Source organism: Paenibacillus sp. FSL R10-2796 (assembly GCF_037965315.1).
GTDB classification, from domain to species: domain Bacteria; phylum Bacillota; class Bacilli; order Paenibacillales; family Paenibacillaceae; genus Paenibacillus_AQ; species Paenibacillus_AQ odorifer.
This window is the reverse complement of the sequence record NZ_CP150178.1, coordinates 1239005-1261931: the sequence shown is the minus strand read 5'-3', so window position 1 is coordinate 1261931 and position 22927 is coordinate 1239005. Positions and strand designations below refer to the sequence as shown.

At 46.4% G+C, this 22927-nt stretch carries 21 protein-coding genes, 1 pseudogene and 2 other annotated features; of the genes and pseudogenes, 5 read left to right on the top strand and 17 right to left on the bottom strand.

The features are described from left to right. Nucleotides 1–103 precede the first annotated feature (103 nt). Nucleotides 104–384, bottom strand: a binding site (T-box leader). Between the two features lie 52 nt (nucleotides 385–436). Then, nucleotides 437–731: a binding site (T-box leader), on the bottom strand. Between the two features lie 43 nt (nucleotides 732–774). From tsaD to NST58_RS05535, 7 genes and pseudogenes are all read right to left on the bottom strand, one after another. Then, nucleotides 775–1824, bottom strand: coding sequence for a tRNA (adenosine(37)-N6)-threonylcarbamoyltransferase complex transferase subunit TsaD (gene tsaD / locus NST58_RS05565; RefSeq protein ID WP_076099403.1), 1050 nt, complete (start codon nucleotides 1822–1824; stop codon nucleotides 775–777). Next, entirely contained in the window at nucleotides 1821–2345 is a 525-nt protein-coding gene (gene rimI / locus NST58_RS05560; protein WP_036676521.1) for a ribosomal protein S18-alanine N-acetyltransferase, read from the bottom strand. The genes tsaD and rimI overlap by 4 nt, the downstream gene beginning before the upstream one ends. Continuing rightward, the gene (tsaB, locus tag NST58_RS05555; protein WP_339246649.1) at nucleotides 2342–3172 is read right to left on the bottom strand and encodes a tRNA (adenosine(37)-N6)-threonylcarbamoyltransferase complex dimerization subunit type 1 TsaB; all 831 of its coding nucleotides are present in this window, start codon (nucleotides 3170–3172) and stop codon (nucleotides 2342–2344) included. Before tsaB ends, rimI begins: the two co-directional genes overlap by 4 nt. A gap of 5 nt (nucleotides 3173–3177) precedes the next feature. Beyond that, nucleotides 3178–3639: a tRNA (adenosine(37)-N6)-threonylcarbamoyltransferase complex ATPase subunit type 1 TsaE gene (gene tsaE / locus NST58_RS05550; protein ID WP_256716125.1), complete on the bottom strand. Its 462-nt coding sequence runs from the start codon at nucleotides 3637–3639 to the stop codon at nucleotides 3178–3180. A gap of 190 nt (nucleotides 3640–3829) precedes the next feature. Beyond that, nucleotides 3830–3957, bottom strand: a pseudogene (locus NST58_RS05545) (multidrug resistance efflux transporter family protein); the annotation flags it as partial. A gap of 149 nt (nucleotides 3958–4106) precedes the next feature. Next, on the bottom strand, nucleotides 4107–4292 hold the full coding sequence (locus tag NST58_RS05540) for an H-type small acid-soluble spore protein (protein ID WP_036676525.1): 186 nt from the start codon (nucleotides 4290–4292) through the stop codon (nucleotides 4107–4109). A gap of 31 nt (nucleotides 4293–4323) precedes the next feature. Continuing rightward, complete coding sequence (locus NST58_RS05535) at nucleotides 4324–4494, bottom strand: hypothetical protein (protein WP_175617343.1); 171 nt, start codon at nucleotides 4492–4494, stop codon at nucleotides 4324–4326. 139 nt (nucleotides 4495–4633) lie between these two features. Between NST58_RS05535 and NST58_RS05530 the strand changes: the two genes are divergently transcribed. Both NST58_RS05530 and NST58_RS05525 read left to right on the top strand, forming a co-directional pair. Beyond that, nucleotides 4634–5605 (top strand): Ku protein, encoded by a 972-nt coding sequence (locus NST58_RS05530; protein ID WP_076185058.1) that lies wholly within the window; start codon nucleotides 4634–4636, stop codon nucleotides 5603–5605. A 12-nt stretch (nucleotides 5606–5617) separates the two neighbouring features. Then, nucleotides 5618–6565 (top strand): RNA ligase family protein, encoded by a 948-nt coding sequence (locus tag NST58_RS05525; protein ID WP_076129231.1) that lies wholly within the window; start codon nucleotides 5618–5620, stop codon nucleotides 6563–6565. A 37-nt stretch (nucleotides 6566–6602) separates the two neighbouring features. On the opposite strand, the gene NST58_RS05520 is transcribed toward NST58_RS05525, so the two are convergent. The 5 genes from NST58_RS05520 to NST58_RS05500 form a co-directional block, all read right to left on the bottom strand. Continuing rightward, on the bottom strand, nucleotides 6603–7409 hold the full coding sequence (locus tag NST58_RS05520; RefSeq protein ID WP_339246645.1) for a hypothetical protein: 807 nt from the start codon (nucleotides 7407–7409) through the stop codon (nucleotides 6603–6605). A 26-nt stretch (nucleotides 7410–7435) separates the two neighbouring features. Then, on the bottom strand, nucleotides 7436–8251 hold the full coding sequence (locus NST58_RS05515; RefSeq protein ID WP_339189720.1) for a hypothetical protein: 816 nt from the start codon (nucleotides 8249–8251) through the stop codon (nucleotides 7436–7438). Continuing rightward, entirely contained in the window at nucleotides 8235–8570 is a 336-nt protein-coding gene (locus tag NST58_RS05510) for a hypothetical protein (RefSeq protein ID WP_076185054.1), read from the bottom strand. The genes NST58_RS05515 and NST58_RS05510 overlap by 17 nt, the downstream gene beginning before the upstream one ends. Nucleotides 8571–8939: 369 nt before the next feature. Further along, nucleotides 8940–10124 (bottom strand): hypothetical protein, encoded by a 1185-nt coding sequence (locus NST58_RS05505; protein WP_339246641.1) that lies wholly within the window; start codon nucleotides 10122–10124, stop codon nucleotides 8940–8942. Next, nucleotides 10088–10690 carry a sigma-70 family RNA polymerase sigma factor gene (locus tag NST58_RS05500; protein ID WP_339246638.1) on the bottom strand — a complete coding sequence of 201 codons (603 nt, stop codon included), beginning with the start codon at nucleotides 10688–10690 and terminating at the stop codon, nucleotides 10088–10090. The genes NST58_RS05505 and NST58_RS05500 overlap by 37 nt, the downstream gene beginning before the upstream one ends. A gap of 123 nt (nucleotides 10691–10813) precedes the next feature. Between NST58_RS05500 and ligD the strand changes: the two genes are divergently transcribed. Beyond that, a complete protein-coding gene (gene ligD / locus NST58_RS05495; RefSeq protein ID WP_076276844.1) occupies nucleotides 10814–11698 on the top strand; it encodes a non-homologous end-joining DNA ligase in 885 nt (294 codons plus the stop codon). A 204-nt stretch (nucleotides 11699–11902) separates the two neighbouring features. On the opposite strand, the gene NST58_RS05490 is transcribed toward ligD, so the two are convergent. Beyond that, a complete protein-coding gene (locus NST58_RS05490) occupies nucleotides 11903–12742 on the bottom strand; it encodes a YitT family protein (protein ID WP_248547977.1) in 840 nt (279 codons plus the stop codon). 240 nt (nucleotides 12743–12982) lie between these two features. Further along, on the bottom strand, nucleotides 12983–14413 hold the full coding sequence (cls, locus tag NST58_RS05485) for a cardiolipin synthase (RefSeq protein ID WP_076129238.1): 1431 nt from the start codon (nucleotides 14411–14413) through the stop codon (nucleotides 12983–12985). 161 nt (nucleotides 14414–14574) lie between these two features. Here cls and NST58_RS05480 point away from each other — a divergent pair, with 161 nt between their 5' ends. Both NST58_RS05480 and NST58_RS05475 read left to right on the top strand, forming a co-directional pair. Continuing rightward, the gene (locus NST58_RS05480; protein ID WP_076185051.1) at nucleotides 14575–15855 is read left to right on the top strand and encodes a M23 family metallopeptidase; all 1281 of its coding nucleotides are present in this window, start codon (nucleotides 14575–14577) and stop codon (nucleotides 15853–15855) included. A 38-nt stretch (nucleotides 15856–15893) separates the two neighbouring features. Continuing rightward, entirely contained in the window at nucleotides 15894–16343 is a 450-nt protein-coding gene (locus NST58_RS05475; RefSeq protein WP_038568928.1) for a polymer-forming cytoskeletal protein, read from the top strand. Nucleotides 16344–16351: 8 nt separating this feature from the next. Here the strand turns inward: NST58_RS05475 and NST58_RS05470 are convergent, their stop codons facing one another. The 3 genes from NST58_RS05470 to gltB all read right to left on the bottom strand — a co-directional run bounded on the left by NST58_RS05470 (nucleotide 16352) and on the right by gltB (nucleotide 22824). After that, nucleotides 16352–17140 carry an ABC transporter permease gene (locus NST58_RS05470; RefSeq protein ID WP_076185050.1) on the bottom strand — a complete coding sequence of 263 codons (789 nt, stop codon included), beginning with the start codon at nucleotides 17138–17140 and terminating at the stop codon, nucleotides 16352–16354. Next, a complete protein-coding gene (locus tag NST58_RS05465) occupies nucleotides 17133–18059 on the bottom strand; it encodes an ABC transporter ATP-binding protein (protein WP_232061156.1) in 927 nt (308 codons plus the stop codon). Before NST58_RS05465 ends, NST58_RS05470 begins: the two co-directional genes overlap by 8 nt. Before the next feature lie 169 nt (nucleotides 18060–18228). Continuing rightward, nucleotides 18229–22824 (bottom strand): glutamate synthase large subunit, encoded by a 4596-nt coding sequence (gene gltB, locus NST58_RS05460; RefSeq protein WP_339246632.1) that lies wholly within the window; start codon nucleotides 22822–22824, stop codon nucleotides 18229–18231. Nucleotides 22825–22927: the final 103 nt, after the last annotated feature.

Here is a 22927-nt window from a genome sequence, read left to right as displayed (position 1 = left end):
ATCTCTGCACAATGTGCAGAGTGTTCACTTTTGGCGTCTTATGTAGCGTTGAGTCCATTCCCCGGACTTCTTCTACAAGAACGCAAAAACCCGCCGTCTCTAATAAAGAGACGGCGGGTTACCCCTCCGCGGTACCACTCTTTTTGACGCATCGGCTGTCTTAATAACAAGCCTTAAAGCTGCGTCCAGCTCTTCTTCCCGGTTCAAGCTGGCGTGCCAGCTTAAATCCGGAAAGGTCCGATAACGAGGACAGCCGTAGGCAGCGTACTCTTGTTCCGCCGCTCCGCTCCCGGGCGAGCTTCAAGAAATCCGGTGACTGCGTCGCACCAACCCGCAGCTCTCTGTTCACCGTCAAACTCTACTACTCCCGTTCTTAGCGTGTATTATATAAATTATTCACCACTCTAAATCCATACAAAAAAGCCTGCCATCTCATTCAAGAGACGACAGGCTGTTAACCTTCGCGGTACCACTCTTGTTGATGCTCTGTATCAGCTAAGTTCCTGCCGATTCCAATTGAACATCCACTCTACGGTCCAGTATGTTAGGTACTAGACCACCCTATTACGGAGGTTACCCGTAAACGGTGTACAAACGTTCCGGCGACAATTGCCAGTAATGCTTCCACCGCTCCGCTCCCAGACGAGTTCAGGACTCCTTCGACTGCGTTGCACCCACCCGCAGTTCTCTTATCCCAGAGTATCCTTACTACTTCCGCTCATCGCGTTTGTCTTGTTTAATTGAACTGATTATACTCGTTAGCTCCAAATGATGTCAATAGGCAGATACAGACCATTGTTCCAGTGAGAATCCAGGGTCAGCTACCATATCCAGCGGTATTCCACCGTCATGCTGCCACTTCACGTATGCAGCCGCTCCAATCATCGCCGCATTATCCGTGCAATACACCGGTGGAGGAATAATAAGTTCAATGCCCTCCGTTTCACAGCGCGAAATTAATGCCGAGCGGAGTCCACCATTAGCAGCGACCCCCCCACAGAGCAATAACTGTCTGGAGTTAGTGGCTTTAACGGCGCGTACCGCCTTTTCCACCAGCACTTCAACTACGGATTCTTGGAACCCCCGGGCGATGCCTGCGACATTGGGTTCAAGACCTTTCATTTTGCTCTGATTCACCACATTCAGCACCGCCGATTTTAGACCGCTGAAGCTGAAATCATAAGAGTTCGGCTCCAGCCATACCCGCGGCAATGCAACAACTTCCGTCGCTTCGCGTGCCAGGCGATCTACATGGGGTCCGCCGGGATAAGGGAACCCTAGCGCCCGAGCCACTTTATCATATGCTTCACCTACAGCATCATCACGCGTGCGGCCGATAATTCGAAACTCACCCTCACGCTCCATATGAACCAGTTCAGTATGTCCACCTGACACCACTAGTGTCATACATGGATACTGCAACTCTGCAACCAGACGGTTAGCATAGATGTGGCCTGCAATATGATGCGTGCCAATTAACGGCTTGCCCCATGCAAGAGCAAGGCTTTTAGCTGCTACTACCCCGACCAGTAAAGCTCCCACCAAACCCGGGCCTTGAGTCACCGCTACCGCAGTCAATTGTTCGGGTGTAACGCCTGCCTTGGCGAGCGCTTCCTCGATTACGAGCGTAATTACCTCCACATGTTTACGGGAAGCCACTTCTGGCACCACGCCCCCAAAAGCACGATGTGTCTCTATTTGACTCGAGATGATGTTGGATAACACTTCTGATCCGTTTTTGACCACGGCCACCGAGGTTTCATCACAACTGGTCTCTATAGCAAGTATTAGTACAGGTTGAGCTGCGCCCGTTTCTGTCTTCATTTCAAGTCCACGCTTCCTTCCAAATAGCCATGCTCCTTATACTCCGGTAGATCCGCCCACATAATGAGTGCATCCTCGCGATTATCGGAATAATATCCTTTGCGCGTACCGGCAGAACGAAAGCCTTTTTTACGATATAAATTCTGAGCTACCTCATTTGATACCCGCACCTCAAGCGTAATGGATTTCATGCCTACGTAAGAGGCAGTATTCATTAACTCCTCCAACAGGCGCTCCCCCCATTTACGTCCACGATAAGCTTCGAGTAAGGCAATATTCGTCACATGCGCCTCATCCACGATAGCCCACATTCCAGCATAGCCAATTATATGACCTGCCAGCTCCATAACCATGTATTTAGCAAAATGATTATGCGTCAGCTCATTCCGGAAAGCTTCCTCCGTCCACGGCATGGTAAAGGCTTCGCGCTCAATAATAAGAATGTCCGGAATATCCTCCAGCTTCATCAGACGAAAAACAAGGTCAGCCTCTTGTGCTCTCAATGATTCCACTTCCGTCATCGTTTTAAGCCTCCTTTACTACTTAACCGCAGATTGGCCTCCGCTTCCGAAATCTGAGTATAGTTAGGGATCAAGCTATGAATATCATCATTCTCTACTTGCAGCCGGGCTTCACCAAGGAAGCCTGTCCAGCGGCCCTCCAGCTCATATGGAACAGCTGCAGAAGTGCCGAGTTCCGCCAGCGGATGTAGTGATTCTTCGCTGCCATGTACAGCGGTTTCTCCAACAAACCATAGAATAGCTGGTTTAGTTCCTTCAGCTGAAGCCTGTTGTAAACGTTCTGCCAAGTACTCCACCCAGTCGGCCATCAACCGGATGGCATCTGGTTCAAGGCGGCTAAGAGAACTATTCTCATCCGCTGCGAATAATCCTGTGTAGACCTGTCCCCGACGCGCATCCATCAGTGGAATGATCCAGTCTGGACCGTAGCCACTGTTCGCAGTGGCTTGTCCTGACTCTGCTGTCGTCTTATTCTTAAGGGCTGTTTCATACCCACCCCATGCCACAGCATGCAGGCTCGAAATACCAACTACCGGGACATTCCATGCCCAAGCCAGTGTTTTGGCAGCGGTAACCGCGATCCGTGTTCCCGTATAAGATCCCGGGCCCACACCAACCGCAATCCCGCCCAGATTAGCAACGGTTGTTCCCGAAGCTTGCAGCGCCTGCTCTATAATCGGCAACAAATGCACCGAATGATTCCGTTCACCGGAAGCATTAATTTCATGCAATAATTCTCCATTCTCGGTCACTGCAACCCCCAATACGGCAGTTGATGTATCCAGCGCTAAAAGCCGCTTGCGCGGCTCTGTATTCTCGTTCGTCATTTTTATTAACCCCACTTCTGGATCAGCTCCCGGCAAAGCTCACCATAAGGCTCCCCGATTGCGGTCACCGTAATGATTCTTTCCTCCGGTCCAACTGTTTCCATGTATATATGCATATGCCGCGGCGGCATTAACTCCGTAATAATACTGCTCCATTCTACCAAACAAACACCCTGACCATAGAAATACTCATCCAATCCAAGCTCATCTGCTTCCTGAAGTGAAATCCGATATACATCCATGTGATATAACGGCAGACGACCTTCGTACTCTTTAATAATAGTAAAAGTAGGACTGTTTACGATCCCTTTCACTCCAAGATGGCGAGCATAACCTTGCGAGAAGGCCGTTTTTCCTGCGCCTAGATCACCGTCCAAACCGATAACCATGCCTGCCGTTGAAGCAGCAGCTATTGCACTTGCCAGTTGCTCCGTATCCTGCAGATTGTAAGAACGGTAAGTGAACACCGTTTCGACTGTTTTGTCCAACTACAACTACCACCTTTTAAAATATACCTGTCGAAAACCATTACATTCAATTATATCGGTATGGTCCATCCACCGCAACAACTGTCCCTGCCCATTGTTTAAGCCGAAGGAGGTACAGCCCTCTTCTTCACTTGCGTGGTTAAGCTGAATTTCGATACCGAACGCTGCGAGATTGGGTGGCTTCGACTGCCGCTAATCCGCTCATGCTGCTCCTACCATATCTGTAGCCTGAAAGAATAATACTGTGGCAATAACTCCTGAACACAGCGCAACAATAATGGACTGTCCTGCCTGATCCAATATATTGGTTTAAATCTTACACCGTCAACCTTGATGTCAGTTATGCTCCAAATCAAAAAGAGACCTTTACGCAAACTTAAGCATAAAAAGTCTCTTTTTTTAAAAACTATAATTCAGCTTTAACGTACGCTCTAAGTAGACCTTTGTTAGTGCTCTTGCTCTTCGAGTCGTTCAACACCCACAGTGTGCGTATTGGTTGGTCGAGAGCCAACTTGTACCGTAGCCATTCCGTTCTCTTCATCCACATGTTCAATCCATACAGGCTCCCCATCCAAATGTACACTTACAGTTTCTTTAGAAGCATAAATATCCTGTGCCCGTTTGACGTCCACAACTGTTCTCCTCCTTTATCTTTCCTAAAGTTTACGATTCTAAGGGTGACGTATCTTCGAGGGTTCGTTCCGCATCTAGCTTTTCCGAATCGGAAACCTGACTGGCCTCCGTGGACGCAATAATGCTCTCCCAATCCACAACTGTGGCCGGAATATCCTGCTCGCTCAGCGCATCGCTCCATTCGTTATCTCTTGGTTCCATACCTTAGATTCTCCTCCTCAACTTCACAGGTCCGAGTTTATTTTTTCCCAAGCTTCTCAAAAAATGCACCCGGCTAGAAAAGCCTTTCCTGCCTCATACTAACCCAAAGCAAATCAACTTAGATCAGGAGGTGTTTCTCATGCATACCGTTTGGAAAGGAGCCATCAGCTTCGGGCTTGTGCATGTTCCGGTTAAAATGTTCTCCGCTACGGAAGACAAGGACATTTCTCTGCGTTATATCCATAAGGAGTGTGGCAGCCCGCTGTCGTATGTACGCAAATGCCCGGTGTGTGACAAAGAGGTAGCTTGGGAAGAGATCGGTAAAGGATATGAGTATGAAAAAGGGAAGTTTGTGCTCTTCGACAAAGAGGAATTGGATCAACTATCCGACGAGACCAGTAAAAGCATCTCCATTCTCGACTTTGTAGACCTGACGGAGATCGATCCGATTTATTTTCAAAAAACCTACTATTTATCCCCGGATCAGGCAGGCTCAAATGCTTATCGACTTCTTATGGAGGCCATGAAGCAGACAGGTAAAATTGGTATCGCCAAAATTTCAATCCGCTCAAAAAGCAGTCTGGCAGCGATCCGTGTGCTTGAGGATTGCCTTGCGATTGAGACCATTTTTTATCCTGATGAGGTGCGGCCGATCTCACAAGTGCCTGGTCTGCCCGAAGCAGGGACAGTGAACGATAAAGAGCTGGAAATGGCTAAGCTGCTGATCTCACAGCTATCCACTCCTTTTGATCCGGCAAAATATACCGATGATTATCGCCAGCGTATGCTTGATCTGATCTCACATAAAATTGCAGGCGAGGAATTTCATATCGCTCCTGCTAAACAGGAAAGCAATGTGATTGATCTAATGGCTGCCTTGCAGGCTAGTATTCAAGCTGTGCAGCATATTCCTTCAGACCCTGGTCCTTCATTAACAGGCAACACAAAAACCAAAACTAAAGCGGCTCCTGCTGCCAAAAGAAAAACAGCCAAGACCAAAACAACCGCCGCGGAACCTGCGGAGCAGCAAAACGAGGTCTCCGGGCCGACTCCAGTCATCACGCCAAAACCGAAACGCCGCAGCACGAAAAGCAAAACAACCGTATCTTAGGAGGCTCTGCGGATGAAGCTTCAGCCCATTATTCCTTTTGAACCTATACTGGCTGGGCAGCTTCCAGCAGGTGACCAGTGGATCGCACAAATTAAATGGGACGGCGTACGGATGTTGTCCTATTACGATGGAAGCACTACTCAGCTTATTAACAGACGTGGCAATTACCGTACCACGCAATATCCAGAACTTATTGATGTATCTGCTTACTGCAAGGCTGACTCCGTGATTCTTGATGGTGAGATTATCGCACTCAAGGACGGCAAACCCTCATTTCATGAGGTGATGCGGAGGGACAGTTTGAAAAACGGTTCCACAATTTCCGTCGTTAGGCATCAGGTTCCTGTCATTTATATGATTTTTGATATTCTGTTTTATAATGGCCAATCTACGATGGATCAACCATTATTCTTGCGGCAGCAGCTGTTAAGTGACATTCTGCTGCCGCATCCCCATGTTCAAGCTGTGCCAAGTTATACCGATCCTACAGAACTGTTCGCCGCCACTCAGAACCAGGGCTTGGAAGGAATCGTCTGCAAGGACATTAACAGTACTTATGCTCCGGGCGGAAAAGATAAACGTTGGCAGAAACGCAAAATCAGTTCTGATATTACAGCTGTAGCCGGGGGTGTGACGTTCCGTGACGGTATCGTCAACGCACTGCTTCTTGGTCTTTATGATGATAAAGGAAATTTGCATTATATCGGACATACCGGTCCGGGAAAATTGACTGTACAGGATAAACGCGACTTAACTGCGGAGGCACACCGCCTTAAGCTGGATCGGATGCCCTTTGCAGATGTTCCACAACGAGGTAAGGGTGCTTTTTGGATAAAGCCGGAGCTCGTCTTCAAAGTTCATTTTCTGGAATGGAACACCTCGGGCACTCTGCGTCAGCCTGTTACTCAAGCTAAAGTGGATCTTCCCCCGGAGGCATGCACAATGGAGCAAAAAGGATAAAAGAACGTCCTCCCAATCTGAAATGGGAGGACGTTTCTTATTGTGCTGTAAAACTTGTTACAAGGGCCTCAAGCTCTGCCTTTGTCTGCGCAGTATTTTTTGTACTCGTAAGTGTATAATCGACACTTCCATCAGCACTGGACCATACCAGCTGGACTTTAAGATCACCGTGATGAGGCCCAAAAACTGTGTAAATCGCCTCAACCCCGTTGAGGGTCAAGCTCTCATCCTGATCCCCAGGCAGCTGGGCCAAAGTCACCCCTTCCGGTAGCGTGTATGCAGGTGCAGATCTTAAATTCAACCTCTCTCCATTTCGTAGATAGGTGATAGAGGTTTCTGTATTGCTCCACTTCAAGCTTTGCGAAATCACCTTTTTACCACCAGCTTGGGCTTTAGCTTTTAACTGATCCCTAAGGGTTTTATACTCTGAGCTAAAAAACATTGGAATCACTGGATTTAAAACGACATCCTGTAACTTATAATCCTCTGGTAGAGAAGTAGGTATCAGGAGTGACTTCCCGCTTAATGAAAGTAACTTCTGCGCCGCTTCGTTTATAGAACTGAATCTATATGGCATATAGCTTATACTCAAGGTTTCATGTGGATTAGATTTCTTATCATTTACATACAGGATCTTAAGTTCGCCTGCTTGTAAGGGAACTGTATTTTCTTTGGCAATCAAAGCTTCAATCGTTGAAGATATGGGCGTATTCTGGTCAACGGGTGCGGTAGCTTTACTTTTATTATTACTCCCCGCAGGCACTGCGCCTGCTGTTCCACTCACCGCACTTATCAATACTAATAAGCTTAAGGCTGTAATCGCCGCGCTTTTCTTAATCATCATTATAATATCCTCCTTTAGCCCCTTGGTTATTTGATCATGGTTTTAGCTACCGCCAGCATTTCATTTGTCGTCAGCGTACTGGCCCGATTGTCTGAAAGGGTATATTGTATCGTGCCTGAGTTATCCAGCCATACTAGCTTTGTGTTAAAGCTTGCGTCTTTAGCGGAATCAGTTGTAAGTACTACTTTTCTGCCGTTGACCGTTAATTCTTTCTTAGATTCCGAAGCTCTTACAAAAGGTACCGCTCCTTCCGGAAGTTTGGATGGCGGCGACCCAGTTACAATGCTAAAATTGGCTTTTCCTTTCGCATACAGTTGCATAGACAAATTCGTCTGGTTCCAGCTGATGATTTTACTAAACAACTGTTTATTAGAATTACCAGCAACCGCTGCTGCCTTCAATTCCTGCTCTAGTTGCAAATACAGCTCTGAATCATTAGCTACAGCCGGTGGATAGATGATGGCTCTCGCCAGAGTGAAGCCTTTAGGAAGATTTCCGGGCTGCGGAATAGACGGACCCTTTAGCGCTTTAAACTTCGCAGCAAAGGATTTATAGTCTTTAAAAACAAACCCTTTGCCAGAGAAGCTGATCGCATCCTGTGGATTGGAGACTTTATCCCGTACGTAGTAGGCCAAAAGCGTACCTTCCTTCACTCCAGCTACGAGTGCCTGCAATTCCTTTTGGGTCTTCTGATCGGTTTGTGAGGCAACCTGCGCTCCTGATGCCGCCGCAATTGTAAGAGACAAGCCGGGTACATCCACACCCCCGGCCACTCCTGTTCCTAGCAAGATTGCTGCAGAGAACGCGATAACTGTTTTTTTGAAATCATAATGGAGCTTCAATTTCTAACATCCTCTCCTTCAATAAGGTAAATGTATTTTCACCCCTGTTTTTAACTACACTTCTATAACAATCCAACATTAGAAAAAGGGACATTTTTTCACAAAAAAGAGGCTGTCCCAAAAGCCATGAAATAGTTGCTTGGGACAGCCTCTTTTTTGTTCTTAACATTACAAGTGCCGCATCAAGTGACGCTCCTAATGATGCAATAAGTGAAGTACTTATAGAACAATTGAGGAATTTCTCCCTAAACCTCAGATATTTCTGTTCATTGGACCTATAATTAGGGAAAACTTCCCTGAAATTCAGCCAATTCGGCAACGAATAAAGCAATTCTCCTGATTATTAGGGAGGAATTCCCTGATTTCGTTCATTTAGAGCAAATAGCGGCTATTTTCAGGGAGTTTTTCCCTAATTAGTTTAAAGCATTCTATACATTGCACAAACACAGAACGTATCGCCCATAGTCCACCGTCACATATACCACTAATTCCACAAATCATCTACTGCAAGCCGCACGAAAATCATACATAGCACATCGCCCCAACCATTAGCATAGAACACTACGCGTGGTATATCGTCACATGGCACAGTAAAATCCATTATTTCCCTATTCCATAAAAAGCTGCCTCCCAAGTAGAATTCACTACTTTTGAGACAGCTTCTCCTAATGTACAGTTAGAACAGTAGCTAGTGAATAAAACTGGTGGCAATCTTTTGCCATTGCTCACGAGTCAGTTTATTCTCCTGCTTGTCGCTCAGAGAAAGAACCATCTGGGTGGCTTCATCATACCAATACAATCGATTCTGAGAAAACCAGGCATTCTTCCCTTTTCCAGTACCCGCCGCGATAAATATTGCCTCTTTACCTGTACCTGTCACAGACCATTTTTCAGCAGTCTGGCCTTCCAAGATAGACACTTGCATGGTATAACCCTTAAAAACACTCTGCCTTAAGGATAGTGTAATTCTTTGATCTCCGTTGTGGTAGGTAACCTCAGCATTATCTATGGAATTTGCAGCTATCTTCTCCATAAACAAGTTTTGTCCAGTTTTATCGGTTGTAGCCTTTTTTTGAAATTGTTCAAGGATTTCTTCATATTCTGTGTCTAGCGACTTGTATAGGGGAGCTGCGTTAAAAGTTCCTTGCTCGAATTCATAACCATCAGCTAACGAGGAAGGCAACCCTGGCCAGAAATCGCCAACCGTTTTTAATTCTTTTACGAAGTCTTGATATTTCGAATACACCGGCGAAATAAAAGCAAACTGCAATTGATTTCCATAGCCTAACCCTAACTCCAGCTTATTTAATTCAGCATCCTTCACATAATAAGCAGCCATTTCCCCAGTGTTTAAACGAGCAAGCACTTGCTCTTTATAAATCATAGATAAGCTCTGATACTTCTCTATCGCAGGCGAGGTTGTCGGATCAGGCGTATTATTATGCATCGTCTTCACAACAGCCTTCCCTCCGCTGTTCACTAGTGTAATAATACCACCTTGGGGTTTTGTGATATCAATTGTAAACTGGCTACCTTGTTCCGATAACTTTCCATGTTCAGACAGCTGCAGAGCACCCAACCCGATAATCCCCAGCAATACAGCCGCGGAGACTCCTGTGAGCACTCTTTTTCTAAACCTAGACGGGTGTTGGGGCATCTCCTTTTGCTTCTGCATAATAGGATCTTCCGGTTCTGGGAACGGCTTCAGCTCGATAACGATGCTCGTCCTTTCACCGCCAACCCTATTCTGTTGTTCATGAATTGCTCTTACCCGCTTCATAACAGCTGCTTTTACATCCAGCTCATCGCAGCTCCCTACCGCATCCATTTTCTTGATCATTTTCTCTTCAACAAAGCTTCGTTGCCGCACCATTCCGTTCCCCCTTTCTGAGCATTCAGCATTTTACCAAGCTTCGTAATCGTTCGCCTGTATTTCTTCTTCACAGTATCAGTATTCTTATCCAGAATCTCCGCAATCTCCGGGAAGCTCTGTTCCTCAAAGATTCTAAGTACTAACAGGTTTCGCTCCTCTGTCTTCAGCTTCGCGAGGGCAAAAGTCAGATGTTCGTTAAATATGTAACGGTCCATCAACTGTTCCGGGCTTTCTGCAGGCGGATCTGGTTGAAAAAGCGCCATAAACTTTATTTGACTTTGACGTTTGCGGATCAGACTGAGGCAATGATGGTAGGCAATTTTATATAGCCATGAAGAGAAGCTCGCGATAGGGCGGTATGTGCCTATATGCTGATATGCCTTTACCAGAATTTCCTGTACTGCATCCTCCGCTTCAGTACGGCTCCCAAGCAGCCGACAGCAATAGCGGTAAATCGGCTTTTGAAAAGCCTCGACGATCAAGGCATAGGAATCCACCTCGCCTGCCTGTACCCGAACAACAGTGTGCTCGATCCCGTCCAAAATCAGCAAACTCCCCTTTCTCATTAACGTATATCCTTATAAGTCTTATGATCATCCAAAAGGGACACTATGGGAATATTTTTTTCATGAAAAGGAGCAGACTGACACATAATACCTTCATTCCTATCACAGAAAGGAGTTTCCCCGATGCCGGCAGCGATCAAAGGTACAATTACCATCGACGGAGAAGAAATCATCATCACTAACCCAGAGAAGCTGCTGTGGCCTGAATGTGGCATTACCAAACGGATTTATCTGCAAAAGCTCGCTGCACTCTCTCCCTATCTGCTGCGTTATTGCCGAGACCGGCTGCTTACCGTCATTCGTTATCCGCACGGCATCTCTGGAATGTCCTTTTATCAGAAAAATGCGCCTGATCCGCTTCCGGCCTTTGTCCAAACCGCTGTGCACGAGAATATTAACTATATCAAGTTGCAAGGTTTACCTGAGCTGATCTGGCTGGGGAATCTGGCTGCTTTGGAATTCCACCCTTCCCTGCATTATGTAGGCAGCGAGCTGCCCTGTGAGTGGATGATTGATCTTGATCCGTCACTTGAGATCGAACCTCGCATCATGGAAGCAACTGCGATCGTTGGGGCGGTCTTAACCTCTCTTGGCCTCTCCTCTGTACCCAAAACCTCCGGTGCTACCGGGGTGCAAATCATCGTCCCTATCGAGACTGGCGTTACTTTTGATGGATTGCGGAAAATCGGGCATTTTGTGGGTCGTTATGTCACCGAAAAGCATCCCAACCTGTTCACCCTGGAACGTCTAAAAAAGAATCGCGGAGATAAAATTTATTTTGACTACCTTCAGCATTATAGCGGCAAAACATTAGCTGCACCTTACACACCACGCGCAAGACCATTTGCTACAGTTTCTACACCCTTGCTCTGGGAGGAGGTTCAGCAAAATGTATCTCCCTCTAATTTTCATCTGCTCAATATCGAGGAACGCCTTCTGCGTATGGGAGATCTTTTAGAGAAAGTGCCCCCACAGCCCGTTGAACAGCTCATTGCTAAGCTCCCATAAAGGAGCAATCCCATAGAAAAAAGACCCTAAAAACAGCAATAAGCCCGCAGCATCAACTACATGCTACGAGCTTATTTGGCGTCCCACTCAAGGACAGAAGGTATACTATATAAGAATACGGCAGGCCGAGCTTTGTTCACCGTATTTATTGCTTTTTTATCCGTAAAAATACCTTCTTTCAGTTAATGATACTTAAGAGCTACGCTAGTGGATGGATTTCTTCTTGAAGCGGCCACCTTTAACATCATGGATGTTACCTATTGCGATGAATGCATCAGAATCCCAATCTTCAACAATGGTTTTAAGCTTAGCTTCTTCCAGACGGGTGATAACTACAAAGATCACTTTCTTGTTCTCACCGGAAAATCCGCCTTCTCCATCTAAATAAGTAACACCACGTCCAAGACGCTCTGTCAGAGCTTCCCCGATATCGCGGAATTTATCACTGATAATCCATACTGATTTCGATTGATCCAGACCCTCAAGGGTGATGTCAATAACCTTAAATGCAATATAATAAGCAATCAGGGAGAACATCGCGTTATTCCAACCGAACACAAATCCAGCTCCGGACAAGATGAACAGGTTGAAGAACATAACTACTTCACCTACAGAGAAGGGAAGCTTCTTGGCTACCAAAATCGCAACAATTTCTGTACCGTCTAGAGATCCCCCGAAACGTACAACCAATCCAACACCTACACCTAGAATGATACCTCCAAACACGGCAGCAAGCATCGGTTCAACTGTAAAGGCCTCTACATGATGCAGCATTGAAGTGCCGATAGACATAAGTAAAATCGCATATAAGGTAGATAAGGCAAATGTCTTACCGATTTGCTTATAACCGATTAACAGGAACGGAAGGTTGAGCAGTGTCAATAATATACCCAGAGGAATGTCAAATAAATGTGATAAAATAATGGAGATACCGGTAATCCCGCCATCAATCATTTGATTAGGTACTAGGAATATCTCAAGTGCAACAGCCATCATGGCGGCCCCTACGGATAACATGATCATACGCTGCGCGAACTTAGCCATTTTATGGGCACCGGTCTTCTGCAGTTTGTTCTGCTCCTCTTTGGTAAACATTTGTGGACTCACATTCATAGAACTCCCCCTACAATTTAACAGTATAGTTTTGAAACATTCGGAAGTATAACTACAATCTATACTTTCTTACATTTCTTCTTATACAATTATTATATCACAAAATATGCTCTAATAATGAATGGAACACGTACTATCCTTCGAAAAATTCAGATTTAGTCCTCTTTCCGGTCATAACAGCGGTGATAACAACTGACATAGCCCTTCACCGAGTTTGACAATTCTCCCTCTCTCCTTAAATTTTACAGGATCAATGAATTCACTGTTCTTTTGATCCTTTTCAAACCCCGCGACTAGCTCTGCTATCGTCTCAGGATGCAGCAAAACCGCTGTCATTTCGAAATTAGAATAGAAGCTGCGCATATCCAGATTCGCACTTCCCACCGTACCCAGCAGATCATCCACAATCATGACTTTGGCATGCATAAATCCTTTGGTGTAGCGATAGAACTTCACGCCTGCATCTTGTAAATTCTCCAGATAAGACAAAGAAGCATGATAAACAAGCTTATTATCAGGCTTTGCCGGAATGATGATTCTAACATCCACTCCACGAAGGACTGCACTCTTCAAAGCACGACAAATCGCAGGGTCCGGAATAAAATACGGTGAAGTAATCCAGATCCGTTCCCTAGCAGAGCAAAAAGCGGCAAAATACATCTCCTGAGAAGCATCGATCGCAGCATCCGGTCCACTTCCTACAATCTGCACGGCCTCTTGCTCCTTGCAAGAGTGCTCAGGGAACAAACGAGGATGACTCATACCTTCACCAGAGGCCAGTCTCCAATCCTTCAGGAAGACATACTGAATATAATAAACAGAATCTCCTTCTAAACGCAGATGGGTATCGCGCCAGTAACCCATCTTGGCGTCCTTTCCTAAGTAATCATCACCGATATTCATTCCCCCCGTAAAACCAATCAATCCGTCCACCACTAGGATCTTCCGATGATTGCGGAAATTAAACCGACGATCCAGTAAAGAACTAATCGGAGGTAAAAAAAAGTGGAACTCCACCCCGGCATTTCTCAGGGTTCGAATAAACCTACGGCTTAATCGATGACTGCCCAGTCCATCACAAAGCAAACGCACCTTTACTCCCTGCCGCGCCTTTCGAATCATAACGTCCTGAAACTGTTCTCCGATCTCATCATCACGATAAATATAAAATTGCATGTGGATATGTTCTTTTGCCTCTTCCATGGCTTCCAGCATAGCGTCGTAAGCTTCTCTTGCAGTTGACAGCACTCTGCTTTTGTTATGGCCTGTAATAGGCCCTTCCGAGAGCTTTGCAAGCAAAACCAATAAACCCTCGTTATTCTCAAACTGAGCGTTTCCAGTATCCGACGCTTGTTTTACTACCTTAATCTTACCAGTGACATACGAACGGATTTCCCGGAAGAGTGAAGTACATCTTTTGTTCAATTTTCTATTCTGTCTGTAGTCACGACCTAGAAAATAATAGAATGCCAGACCGAGCGGTGGACAACAGAAGGAAATAAACAACCATGCTATAGCCCTTTGCGGGCGTCGGTACTCCAGAAATACAATCAATGCAATCTGTATGATAAAAAGAATTAGAATTATCGCGAAAATCTTCAATTCTCTACCCCCTCAATTAATAAAAACAGATGCAATAGACTCTCTGCGATGACTCTAGTACAGGTTTTGCCGTAACTCTCCTTCTTTATTCAAACAAACCGTTGTCATGTTCCTGAAAGATATGGAATACATAGAGTAGTAGGACAATTCGGATGAGCCTAATGGAAGAAAAGTCGTTAGCCTCAGGTATCGCAAGCGGCTGCCATAAGCCGCAGAAAGGAGAAGCCATGAAGAGTCAGCCAGATCATAAACGGATTACGCTGCTTGTCGTAAGGGATGCCGGACGTCCAGTCAAACAGCTCCACATCTCCAAACCGCTAGCGTTCGCCTTACCGGCAGCAGCAGCCCTGTCTATCTCCAGTCTGGTCACCTCTATGCATTTCCATGCCTCTCAGTCCATCTCACAGCTAGAAGCCGAGGCAGCCGCACTATCGCTAACCAATCTCCGCATGGAAATGAAGGTCGCCGACAAGGATAAAGATTTAACACAGCTTCGTAGCCAGGTCAGCGAACTTTCGGAAGAGGCAGATAACATTAAAGACAAGCTGAAGAGTGTAAATGCACTGGAACAGGAGCTGCAAGCATTGATTAACAAAAGCAAAGGTGCTGCTGCCGCTACAGACACGAATGAATCTCAACCGGAGAAATCCGCAACAGAAAAATCAAAAGCTGGATCGGCCACTTCAAATTCAACATTAGGTTTATCGAACCGTCTTTCTTCTCCTGTTCCTAAAGAGACTTCCTTTAAGCAGAGTACAGAAGAGAACTCATCTTCCACTTCTCTATCCGCCATAAGTTTCCGCTTTGGGGCCATCACCGCAGCCCTTCCAAAAACACTCACCCCGCAGGTTGGTGGAGAATACATCGCGGTGTATCAGAACGACGCTACGAGCTTGGTGGAAGAAACTAAGGATGACTTTGAGGAGATTCACGGGATGCTTGATGAAATGGTGGAAAGTATCACACAGACGATCACACAGGCAGAGCATGAGAATAACGTACAGGCAAATCTGCAAGCTCAAAAGGCCCGTGCAGAAAAGGCTAAACTTAACGCTGTACCGCTCTGGCCTACCGAGTCCAAAGTCATTTCTTCAAGCTTCGGCTACCGCTCAGATCCATTCAAAGGTTTGTCTGCGTTCCATTCCGGTGTCGATATTGCTGGGAACATCGGTGATCCTGTATATGCTGCCTTAGATGGCGAGGTTATTACTGCGGAACAAATGGGCGCACGCGGAAAATACATCGTGATTAAGCATTCAAATGGATTGGAAACCTGGTACATGCATTTGAACGGAATGATCGTATCTGCGGGAGACAAGGTTAGCAAAGGGCAGAAAATCGGCTTGCTTGGAAGCACTGGCCGAAGCACAGGTCCTCATCTTCATTTTCAGGTTGTGAAGCAGAATAAAACAGTCAACCCTTTGGCGTATGTCAAACCCTAAAGGGTTGCATTTAATTTCAAAATAGGAGGAATTTATAAATGTGGAACAAACGGCAGCAGCGTGTCCCCTTTAAATCTACCGATTCCCTAATTGGGCATGGAGGAACACTGGAGGGTAAGGTGCAATGTGATACAAACCTGCGGATTGAGGGTACCTTTAGCGGTGAGATTATTTGCAGTGGTGTCGTGACTGTAGGAGAAGAAGGAACAGTGCGCTCCAGTATTAAAGCGGAAGAAATCGTGATTGCCGGCAAAGTATACGGTGATGTTACGGCTGATCGCAGACTCATTATGACCGGAACCGGAGAATTGCATGGCAATATTTCAGCAGGAGCACTTAGCATTATGGAAGGCAGCCTCCTGAATGGCTCCATTGCCATGCAAGAACAGCCCACCTCTGAAAAAGCAGGTGAGCCCAAAAGTAATATGAAAAAGGACAAGGCAGCCAAGCGCTCCTCCAAAGCTCAAGGAACACTTGAAGCCGGCTAGACTTATTTCTATGAAGCAACGTCCCTTTTACGGAAGACAATCCAGGAAATGGCCAGGAATAGGATATAGTACACCGCTAATACAGCTATGGAGAAGCCAAGTGTTGAGCCCCCCGGACCCGTATCCGACAATAGGTAACCTCTTAGATCCATATGTGTGAAGATCAAGTATTGGGCCCATTCAAACCGTTCTGGACTAAAAATAACCGTAAAAATACTCTTGGCAAACATAATAAATAAGGATAATCCAATAGCCAGCCCACTTGCGCGGAATACGCTAGATACCATGAAAGCCAGAGCAGCAGTCAGGAAAAGCTCAATGTAACGACATAGGAGATCTAGGAAGGAATATTCCGCTGGACTCCAAGCCGTAATGGATGACATCGTATCTCCCGAAGATGAGGAGAAGATTAACGAAGCACCAAACCCAAAAGCAATCAATACTGCGGTGCTAAGCAAACTGAATAACACCATGGAAATATATTTCGAGAGCAGGATCTTGGAGCGACTCCACGGGCGAATCAGCAGCAGCTTAATGGTTCCCCAGGTAAATTCGCCCGCTACGGAGTCAGAAGCCACTACAACGGTAAAGATTGTATTCAAGAAGAACGCAATACTCACCGTCATCTGAAAGTTGTCCCAAAGCCCCATAAGCGATGAATCGCCTTCGCTTGTGAAATAAATAAGCGCAGGAAGCAGCACGCTCATCACTGCAAGAATAAGCAGCATAATCCATGTGCGGACACGGCTGTATATTTTGATATTCTCATTATGTATGAGAGCTGTAAACTCACCCAATTCCTTCACCTCCTGTAACCTCTAAGAATTGATCCTCCAGCGTACGGGCAAGGGTTCTGATGTTATACACCTTAATCCCACCTGCCACTAGCTTGGCATTTAATTCTGCAATCTCCTCACGCTCTGCCTCAAGCACAAGTCCCCCACTCTTAAATACTCCACGTCCAATGAGGGCTAACGCAGCCTCAGCATTATCAACCTCGAACAAGGTTTCTCCCAGAGGCATTACAGTATTGCCTACCCCTTTCAGCTGCTTCACATCCACCAGTCGTCCATTTTGGATAATCGCTACGCTGTCACACATGAGCTCCATCTCGGAAAGTAAATGACTGGAGACGAATACAGTTGTTCCTTCTTCCTGACATAAACGGCGTAAATAGTCTCGGAGCTCGCGTATCCCTTGTGGGTCCAGCCCGTTGGTTGGCTCATCTAGAATCAGCAGCTTGGGTCTGTGCAGCAGTGCTTGAGCCACTCCCAGCCTCTGACGCATACCTAGCGAATAGGTCTTAACTTTGTCATGAATTCTTTGACCTAGTCCGACTAGCTCGACAACCTCATCTATCCGTTGCTTTGTTACCCCTGGCACCATCCGTGCATATTGGCGCAGATTCTGATAACCGGTGAGGAACTTGTACATCTCTGGATTTTCTACAATGGCCCCTATATTTGCGATAGCCTCTTCAAAATGGTTTTTAATACTACGGCCACAGATCAAGATGTCTCCACGACTAATGGAAATCAATCCTACCATCATCCGTATTGTAGTAGTCTTACCTGCTCCGTTGGGTCCCAAAAAACCGAAGATTTGTCCAGGCGGGATGTCCAGCGTTAAATCGCTCACCAGCGTTTTCGAGCCGATTTTTTTGGTGACTCCCTGCAGGCGGGCAACAGGCTCCATCAATATTTCTGTATTCGACATAGTCTCACTTCCTTTCATCTATAACCTAGTTTACCACATATACCCTTTTTTCCGAAAATCACTAGAGGATAAGAGTCTGCCAGTAAAAAAAGGAACCTGACTTCTCCGGTATTAGGAAGAGTCAGGTCCCCTTATTCATTTAGTTCCTATTTCATTCAAGTACAACAGTTTAACCGCCAACACGGGCAAGCTCGCGCATATTTGCTTCAAATGCAGCCATCAACGCAGCTTCTCCGGTCAATCCGGTTTGTTCTACCTTGCGAATTTGCTCCATCATCCGTTTGTAATCCTTCGGAATGACACGAACGAAGTTCGGCAAGCTATCTGCCCACTGATTCAGTACTCGTGCGCCAGCCGCACTACCTGTAAGCTCGGTATGGCGGATAATCAGCTCACGCAGCTCTTCGATCTCCTCAGACTCTTCCACTCTCTCGAGCAGTACCATTTCGAGATTGCAGCGGCCGATGAAGGTTCTATCTGGGTCGTAGACATAAGCGATGCCGCCTGACATCCCTGCCGCAAAGTTACGGCCAGTTTCACCAAGGACAACCACTCGGCCTCCAGTCATGTATTCACAGCCGTGGTCACCCACGCCTTCTACAACAACCTTCGCTCCGGAGTTACGGACGGCAAAACGTTCACCAGCGATACCGTTAATATAAGCTTCTCCACCTGTTGCACCGTAGAATGCAGTATTTCCGATAATGATATTGTCCTCAGCAGCAAAGGTAGCTTTCGGAGATGGCTTGATAATAATCTTACCACCCGACAATCCTTTACCTACATAGTCATTGGAATCTCCTTCCACCGTAAGCGTGATTCCCTTAGGCACGAATGCACCCAAGCTTTGACCAGCAGAACCGGTGAAATGAAGCCGAATCGTATCATCAGGCAAACCTGCGGCCCCATACTTGCGGGTCAGCTCGCTGCCAAGGATAGTTCCGACGGCACGATTAACGTTCGTGATTGGCAGTGATGCCTCAACAGCCGTACCTGATTCCAGTGCAGGTGCTGCCAGGTCGAGCAGCTGCGAAACATCCAGTGTCTCTTCCAGACCGTGATTCTGGTATTTACTGCGGAAGCGTGTGCTTCCTTCCGGTAATTCCGGTGTATGCAGCAGGCTGCTCAAATCTATGCCTTTCTTCTTCCAATGCTTCGACGCCTGAGTTGCGTCTAGACAATCGGTACGGCCTACCATCTCTTCAATTGTACGGAAGCCGAGACTTGCCATAATTTCACGTAGATCCTGTGCCACGAAGGTCATAAAGTTAACTACATGCTGCGGATCACCGGTAAAATTCTTACGAAGATCCGGATTCTGTGTAGCTACACCAACCGGACAAGTATCCATTTGGCAGACACGCATCATAATACAGCCAACAGATACTAGCGGAGCAGTGGCAAAACCATACTCTTCGGCCCCAAGCAATACAGCTACAGCCAAATCGCGGCCGCTTAGCATTTTACCATCTGTTTCCAGAACTACACGGTCACGCAGATTGTTGAGCATCAATGTCTGATGGGTTTCAGCCAAGCCAAGCTCCCACGGAAGACCCGCATGACGAATGGAGTTCATCGGCGATGCCCCTGTACCTCCATCATAGCCACTAACCAAGATAATATCAGCGCGCCCTTTGGCTACACCCGCAGCAATCGTACCCACTCCAACTTCCGATACGAGCTTAACATTAATGTTTGCACGTGGATTTGCATTTTTCAGATCATAGATCAGCTCTGCCAAATCCTCGATAGAGTAAATATCATGATGCGGTGGAGGTGAGATCAGACCCACACCTGCTGTTGAGCCACGTACTTCAGCGACCCAAGGATAAACTTTACGTCCCGGAAGCTGTCCACCTTCCCCTGGTTTAGCGCCCTGAGCCATTTTAATCTGGATCTCATCAGCGTTAACTAGGTAGTTCGAGGTAACACCAAAACGTCCAGAAGCTACTTGTTTAATCGCACTGCGACGTGAATCACCATTGCTATCCGGAATATAGCGGGCTGGATCTTCGCCGCCTTCACCTGTATTACTCTTGCCACCGATCCGGTTCATCGCAATGGCCAGTGTCTCATGTGCTTCCTTACTAATGGAACCAAAGGACATTGCACCCGTCTTAAACCGTTTCATAATGGACGATGCAGATTCTACTTCTTCCAGTGGAATCGGTTCATAGGCTGACTTGAATTGCAACAAGGAACGAAGCGTCAATTGTTTCTCGCTTTCTCCTTGAACAAGGGCAGCATATTTCTTGTACATATCATAATTCCCGCTACGCACAGAGTGCTGAAGCAGATGAATCGTCTGTGGATTGAATAGATGCTCTTCTCCATCATTACGCCATTGATAATCGCCACCGGAGTCAAGCACCTTATCATTTCCGTCTTTTTCTGTAAAAGCACGGTTATGATGGATAAGCGCCTCAGTTGCCACTTCCTCCAGGCCAATCCCCCCAATCCGGGAAGGTGTCCAAGTAAAGTAACGATCCACGAACTCAGAGTTCAGACCGACAGCTTCAAAAATCTGCGCACCGCGGTAAGATTGAATCGTCGAAATTCCCATTTTAGAAAGAATCTTAACTACGCTCTTAGTCGCAGCTTTAATATAGTTCTTCACTGCTTTTTCATGCGAGATTCCCCGCAATAAGCCTTGGCCGATCATGTCATCCAAGCTTTCAAAAGCCAGATAAGGGTTTACTGCACTCACACCATAACCGAGCAGCAACGCATAATGATGGACTTCACGTGGTTCACCGGATTCCAGCAAAATACTAACCTTCGTCCGTGTTCCTTGGCGGATCAAATGGTGATGCAGACTCGATACCGCAAGCAGAGCTGGAATCGCAGCATTCTCACTGTCCACACCGCGGTCAGTCAGAATCAGAATGTTATGCCCTTTAGCCATAACACGGTCAGCAGCCTCGTTCATGCGCTCAAGCGCGATGCGTAATCCTTCTGACCCAAGCTCAGCCGGGAAAAGAATTGGAATAGACATCGATTTGAAGCCTGCACGGCGAACATGGCGAATCTTAGCAAAATCTTCGTTCGAAAGAATTGGCGTTTGCAGCGAGATCTGGCGGCAGCTTTCCGGTTCCGGTTTAAGCAAATTACGCTCTGGTCCAATCGTAGTCGTTGTGGATGTAACCAGCTCTTCACGAATGGCATCGATGGGTGGATTCGTTACCTGAGCAAACATTTGTTTGAAATAGTTATAGAGACGTTGCGGGCGGTCCGAAAATACGGCGAGTGGAGCATCATAACCCATGGAACCGACAGCTTCAGCACCAGTAGATGCCATTGGCTCAAGCACCTTGCGCAAGTCTTCAAAAGTATAGCCGAAAGCCTGCTGTAGCTGTTGTACATTGTCATGCTTAGGATTTGGCAGTTCAGGTGCATCCGGAAGCTCATCAAGACTGATCAAATGCTCATCCAGCCACTGGCGATAAGGCTTCTCAGAGGCGATAGCCGATTTAACTTCCTCATCAGAGATAATGCGGCCTTCCTTCGTATCCACGAGCAGCATGCGGCCAGGTTTCAGGCGGTCTTTATATAAGATGTCCTCTGCTGGAATGTCCAGTACACCGGCTTCTGAGGATAAAATAATCATATCGTCTTTCGTTACATAATAACGAGCAGGACGCAGGCCGTTACGGTCCAGAATAGCGCCGATTTGTATCCCATCGGTAAAGCCCATTGCAGCAGGCCCGTCCCATGGCTCCATTAGAGTACTGTGGTATTCATAAAATGCTTTTTTATCAGCATCCATACTATCATGATTGCTCCATGGTTCAGGAACCATCATCATGGCTACCTGTGGCAGGGAACGTCCGCTCAAATAGAGAAACTCAAAGGTGTTATCGAACATTGCAGTGTCCGATCCATCCGGGTTAATAACAGGCTTGATCTTGTTCAGATCTTCACCAAACACTTCGCTCTTAAACAATGACTGGCGCGCATGCATCCAGTTCACATTACCACGCAAGGTGTTGATCTCACCGTTGTGGATCATAAAGCGGTAGGGATGCGCACGTTCCCAGCTTGGGAAGGTGTTCGTGCTGAAACGGGAGTGAACTAACGCGATCGCTGATTCCAGCTCTTCGTTCTGCAAATCCAGGTAGAATTGTCCGACTTGTTCTGTAGTCAGCATGCCTTTGTATACAATCTTACGGCACGACAAGCTTGGAATATAGAAGGATTCATCCTCTTCTGCACCACCGTAACGAATGGCAAGCTCTGCACGTTTGCGGATTACATAAAGCTTACGTTCAAAAGACAACTCATTCGTGACCGAAGCCGAGCGGCCGATAAATACTTGACGCACAAAAGGCTTAGCAGCTTTCGCTGTCTTGCCAAGCATTTCATCATAGGTAGGCACATCACGATAGCCGAGTACTATTTGACCTTCTTCAGCAATAATATTGCTTAAGAGAGCTTCATGCTGCGCCCGAACTTCTTCGTTATGAGATAAAAAGATCATGCCCACGCCATAATGGCCTTGTTCCGGCAAAGCAAAGCCTAGCTTCTGAGCTTCGCTTGCAAAGAAACGGTGCGGAATTTGAAGCATGATACCTGCTCCGTCACCAGAGTTGGGTTCGCTACCTTGGCCTCCCCGATGCTCCATATTAAAGAGCATTGTCAAAGCTTTACTTACGATATTGTGAGACGGTGTGCCTTTAATATGAGCTACAAATCCCATGCCGCAAGCATCTTTTTCGAACTGGGGATCATACAGGCCCTGTTTTACGGGCAGTTCAGTGTGTTTCATCGAACGCAACCTTTCTATTATAAAGTATGCAATGTGTTAGGAAAATTTTTCACATGAAAATCTTAATAATTATTCAATCCAGATTAGTGCTATTATTTTATCA